The following is a 4,942-nucleotide window of genomic DNA, read 5'->3' as shown; positions in this document are numbered from 1 at the left end:
CCCCCCCCCCCCCCCCCCCCCCCCCCCCCCCCCCCCCCCCCCCCCCCCCCCCCCCCCCCCCCCCCCCCCCCCCCCCCCCCCCCCCCCCCCCCCCCCCCCCCCCCCCCCCCCCCCCCCCCCCCCCCCCCCCCGCCGGAGGCATCTTCGCCTTCAACTCTTCCGCTTACGCACAGCGCTCGTCCGCGCCGCCCACGCCCACGCCCACGCTCACGCCTACGCTCACGCCTACGCTTTCGCCTTCCTCCCTGGCCTCGGCCTGGGCACGGGCCTGGTGGTAGGCGTTGAAGACTGCCAGGCCGCCTTTGCCCATGTAGCGTTCGAGCTGACGGCGGTCGGCCTGGAGCAGGTCCACGACGATGAGGCCGTCGAGGCAGTTGGCGAAATCCTTGTCCACGTTGAAGGCGAGGATCTTGCCGCCGAGTTTGAGGTATTGGCGCAGGAGGACCGGGATGCCCTTGCGGTCGGCTTCGATGTCGTCGATGAGCGCCAGCAGGTCGTCGAGGTCGTCGACCAGGGTTTTGGACGCCCGGGCGAGCCAGGTCTGGCCGCGCAGGGGCGTTTTGGGCCTGACGAGGCGGGCCAGGTTGGGGTTGTTGACGTTGCCTTCGAAGTAGCTGGCGATGAGGCGTCTGGAGGCGTGTTTGTATTCGTTGGTGATGCTGACCGGGCCGAAGAGGACGCGGTAGCGCGGTTCGCGCACGACCATTTGCGCCAGTCCCTTCCAGAGCAGGAGCAGGGGCGAGTAGCTTTTCTGGTATTCGGGGCGCACGAAGGAGCGGCCCATTTCCAGGGCCGGGCTGATGCGGGAGAAGAAGGCGGCCTTGAGCACGAACAGCGTGCTGGTGTAGAGGCCTTGCGCCCCCTTGGCCTCGAGCAGTTCGTCGGTGCGCCCCACGCGGTAGGCTCCGGCGATTTCCTTTTTCTCGGTGTTCCAGAGGAACAGGTGGCGGTAGAAGGGATCGAATGCGTCGAGGTCGCAGGCCTTGCCGGTGCCTTCGCCCACGCGGCGGAAGGTCAGTTCGCGCAGCCGGCCGATTTCGCGCAGGGCCAGGGGGATGTGGTCGGCCTTGGCCTCGATGACGGCGAATTCGCCGCTTTGGTGCAGCACGGCCCCGGCCGGCAGGCGGGCGATTTCGTCGGCCAGCAGTTGCGGCGGCACCGGGGCGATGAGGGCTTCCTGGCGGGCGGCGGTTTTCTGCGGGAAAAGGGGCGGCCGGCGGCGGGGCCGGTCGGGCCGGTCGCGCAGCAGGTCGGTGCGCAGGCGCAGGTAGCGGGTGACGCAGGCGTCGGCTTCGGTCTCGCAGGCGGACACGCGGGCCAGGCGGGCCGGGGTGATGGGGCTGCCGATGCGGACCACCACGGACTGTCCGGATTTGTTTATGAATTCCCGGGGCAGCATGGCCGTGCGCAAAAGCGGGTGCACGAGGCCGAGGGTCTGGAACAGCCGGCTGTTGCGGCCGCTGAAGTGCACGGGCACCACGGTGGCTTCGGTGCGGCGGGCCAGGCGGGCCACGGTGGTGTTCCAGGCCGGATCGGCCACGGTCAGGCGGCCGTCGACCAAGCGCGGGTGGGACACGACCCCGGCCGGGAAGACGCCGAGCAGGCCGCCGCCGCGCAGCACGCGCAGACATTCCTTGAGCGGGCGCACGTTGCCTTCGGTGGCCGAGGTCCCGCCGAAAGGATCGACGAAGACGAAGAGCTCGCGCAACTCGGGGATGCGGGTGAGCAGGAAGTTCGCCATGATGCGGGTGTCCGGCCGCACGGCCAGGAGCATCTTGGCCAGGATGAGCCCTTCCAGACCGCCGAAGGGGTGGTTGGCCACCACGACCACGGGGCCGTCCTTGGGGATGCGGGCGAGTTCGTCAGGGGACAGGCGCACCTGGACGCCCATGGATTCGAGCACGGCGTCGATGAAGTCGCCGCCGGCAAGCCCCACGGGGATGGAACGGTAGAGGTCCTCGATGGGATCAAGCGACAAAAGCCGCGACAGGACCGGCTCGACCAGGGACAGAACCCGGTGGGCCAGGGTCCCGCCGAAGGGCGGTTTGAGGGCGAATATGCGTGAACGATGGGCGGCTTCCATGGCATCACCTCATGGGGGGCGGCGTCGGGGCCGACGGCGCAGCTGCCTGCCGTCGAACCTTCCGTTTTCTAGCCGTTCCCGGTTACGAACCCATGGAGATCGCGCGGCGCTCGGCGACGATTGCGCGCTCTTCCGTGACGCTTCAGGCGGATTTGTTACATGGCCCCTTTTAGCCCTTCTCCGCGCCGCTGGCAACAGCCTCGCGGCTTGACACCGCCGGCGCGGCGCTCCTAGGCTGCGTTGCCGGGCGTCGCCCATACGCCCTTGTCTCACGCCTTGCCGGAGGGGGAACGATCCGTGGCCGAAACACGCCTCTATTCCGTGGCCGCCATCGCCAAGACGCTGGACGTGCCGGAATCCACCCTGCATTACTGGAAGAACCGCTTCGACGACGTGCTGCCGAGCGTGGGGCGCGGCCGGGGCAAGCGTTTTCGGGCCGAGGCCGTGGACATCTTCCGCGCCATCGGCCGACTGCTGGCCCAGGGCATGTCCTCGGCGGACGTGCGCACCGAACTGGCCCGCTCCTATCCGGTCAACGTCGCCGTGGAACCTGCCTCGCGGCCCGAGCCCGTCCCAGCCTCGGCCCAGGCGTCGCCCGACGCCGCCCTGGCCATGGCCGCCCACATCGGGGCGGAGATGGCCAGGTCCCTGGCCGAGCATCTCAAGGGCCTGGTCACGCCGACGGCCACGTCCCTGCCGGCCGGGGACACGACGGCCCTGGCCACGGAACTCGAGGCCGTACGCGCGGAAAACGCCGCGCTCACGGAAAAGATGCGCCTGCTCGAGACCGAGCTGGTGCGGCTGCGCAAGGACCGGCGCGAGCTGGAACAATACCTCGTGGACAAGATCAACGCCCTGCGCCGCGACGGCTCTTCCGCTTGATCCTTCGAGCGGCGGCTGCTGCGGCGGCTTTTTTCTCCTTGACGGACCAGACCGACCGGTCTATTCGTCGCCCGAACAGCGCTGTCGCGCTTTTTTTGGCGCCACGCAGTAGACGACCGGTCTGCTCAAACCCAGGAGACGCCGTCATGACCGACATCGGCATTCTGACCTGTTCCAACACGACCCAGGACGTGGGGTGCAGCGCTTTCGGCTGCCTCAAGGCCGCCTACGAGGGTGAGGGGGCGTTTTCCGCCTATCCCGACGGCGTGCGCGTGATGGGCGTGATCAACTGCGCCGGCTGCGCCGGCAAGCGCAGCCAGGCCAAGATCCTGCGCCGGGTGGGGGCGCTGGCCGCCTCGGGGGTGTCCGCCGTCCACCTGTCGTTTTGCCTGCTCAACAGCTGTCCGTTCGTGGCCAAGTACGAGGCCGCCATCAAGGAGGCCTTCCCGGACCTGGCCGTGGTCCGGGGCTCGCATCCCGCGCTTCCCGAAGAAATCGAGGGTCCGCTGCTGGAGGAGATCGGCTACTGGATGACGGCCCCGCGCAAGAGCGTTCCGGAGATCGGGCGCGAACTGCGCCAGCGGCTGAGCGCGGCTCAGGCGGAGTAGCCGCATAAAAGGGGAGGCCGTTCCCCCGGTCTGCCATACCGGGTTTTCGGCCTCCCGCTCCTCGAGGGATCTCGTCTTGCCCGGGCCGCCCCGACGCCGCGGAAACGTCGGTTCGCCTTCCGGTGAGCGGCGGCGGCTCGGGCGATGCGTCATGACGGATTCCGGCGGCCGAGGCCGCGGCCGGTCCGTCGTTTGGAGGCGTTCCCTAGACGTCCATGATCTCCAGATAGACCAGGGTCTGGTTGAGCAACTCGTAGGCGATTTCGCCGAAGGTCACCGGCCCGGTGAAGGGTTCGGTCTTCTTGCCCTCCAGTTCGGAGTAGAGATAATTCAGGATGCAGTTGCAAGAGAAGGCCACGCGGCTGGATTCGATCGAACATTCCTTGCTGAGGCGGTCGTTGAAGACCTTGACGTAATCCGCCACCGGGCGGGCGTGCTTGTAGCGGATGCCCGAGAAGACCGGAGCGTAGAACTTCACCTGGCCTTCGACCTCGTCCACGTCCTGGAAGCTGATGTTGACCATGGCCCCGTAGTAGTCGGCCACGAGCGGCAGCTTGGTGTCGAGCTTGTTCTTGACGATGTAGGCGGCGAAGTTGCGCTTCTCGCCGTTGACCATCACGTCCTTGGCGGCGAACCCGTCGGCGTTGAAGGTGAGGATGTCGCCGTCGCCCTGCTCGAAGAGGTTGACGATGCCGATCTCGGCCACCTTGCCCTCGGGCAGTTGGGCCTGGAGCACCAGGGCGCCCTCTTCCAGCATATCGCCAGTCTGGCCGTTGACGACCTTGGGCGTCTTCTTGCCGAGGTCGCTCAGGTGCACGCCCGCGACCCAACCGATGAGCGGACGCACGCCGAAATCCTTGTAGTTGGGAGCGTTGAGCGCAAAAGACATGTGGGTCTTACTGGCGGCGGGAATGATGATGAAGCTGAAGCCGTGCTTGGGTCCTTCGGCATAGAGCCGGGCCAGGCTGTTGTCGTCGTAGGCGACGATGTCGATGGAGGCCACGATATCGGTGATATCCGTGGCGCAGATCATATCACGACTGACCATGCCGCCCTTGTCGGCGGAGATGAAATAGGGAATGGTTCCGGCAATCCAATCGCCCTTGGGGAGATGACGCAACGCGTCCTCGTCGCCGGCCAGAAGGAGCTTGCGTCCCGACTCGATCATCTGCTTGACGTCCGCTACGCTGGAAATGGTCTGTCGCATATCGCCCTCCTAGCCGAAAATTGTTTTCAAATCGTCCTGAACGCTGGGCATGTTCACATTGTTGGCAAAGATCGCGTACAGTTGATCGACGCTGGCATTGATATTGTCAGGCGAGGGATCTTCCTTGACCGCCCTGGTCAATCTGCCAAGCAGAATCTTCGC

General features: G+C 67.0%; 4 protein-coding genes. 2 read left to right on the top strand and 2 right to left on the bottom strand.

All coding sequences use genetic code 11. The annotated features are described in order from the left end of the window. Nucleotides 1-163: 163 nt before the first annotated feature. Entirely contained in the window at nt 164-2,083 is a 1,920-nt protein-coding gene (locus Q1K70_RS14960; protein ID WP_300161143.1) for a GNAT family N-acyltransferase, read from the bottom strand. 297 nt (nt 2,084-2,380) lie between these two features. On the opposite strand from Q1K70_RS14960, the gene Q1K70_RS14955 reads away from it, so the two are divergent. Beyond that, nucleotides 2,381-2,965, top strand: coding sequence for a helix-turn-helix domain-containing protein (locus Q1K70_RS14955; RefSeq protein WP_300161141.1), 585 nt, complete (start codon nt 2,381-2,383; stop codon nt 2,963-2,965). Between the two features lie 146 nt (nt 2,966-3,111). After that, a complete protein-coding gene (locus Q1K70_RS14950) occupies nt 3,112-3,573 on the top strand; it encodes a CGGC domain-containing protein (protein ID WP_300161139.1) in 462 nt (153 codons plus the stop codon). Nucleotides 3,574-3,778: 205 nt separating this feature from the next. Here Q1K70_RS14950 and Q1K70_RS14945 read toward each other — a convergent pair whose 3' ends face one another. After that, nucleotides 3,779-4,780 carry a hypothetical protein gene (locus Q1K70_RS14945; protein ID WP_300161137.1) on the bottom strand — a complete coding sequence of 334 codons (1,002 nt, stop codon included), beginning with the start codon at nt 4,778-4,780 and terminating at the stop codon, nt 3,779-3,781. Between the last annotated feature and the right edge of the window lie 162 nt (nt 4,781-4,942).

It is taken from the genome of Solidesulfovibrio sp., assembly GCF_029978005.1.
Taxonomy (GTDB): domain Bacteria; phylum Desulfobacterota; class Desulfovibrionia; order Desulfovibrionales; family Desulfovibrionaceae; genus Solidesulfovibrio.
Note: the sequence above shows the minus strand (reverse complement) of the source record. Positions and strands in the feature narration are given on the sequence as shown.

Bases quoted from the DNA above. Each gene is read 5' to 3' on its own strand.
- Q1K70_RS14960 (WP_300161143.1), bottom strand. From the start codon at position 2,083: ATGGAAGCCGCCCATCGTTCACGCATATTCGCCCTCAAACCGCCCTTC.
- Q1K70_RS14950 (WP_300161139.1), top strand. From the start codon at position 3,112: ATGACCGACATCGGCATTCTGACCTGTTCCAACACGACCCAGGACGTG.
- Q1K70_RS14945 (WP_300161137.1), bottom strand. From the start codon at position 4,780: ATGCGACAGACCATTTCCAGCGTAGCGGACGTCAAGCAGATGATCGAG.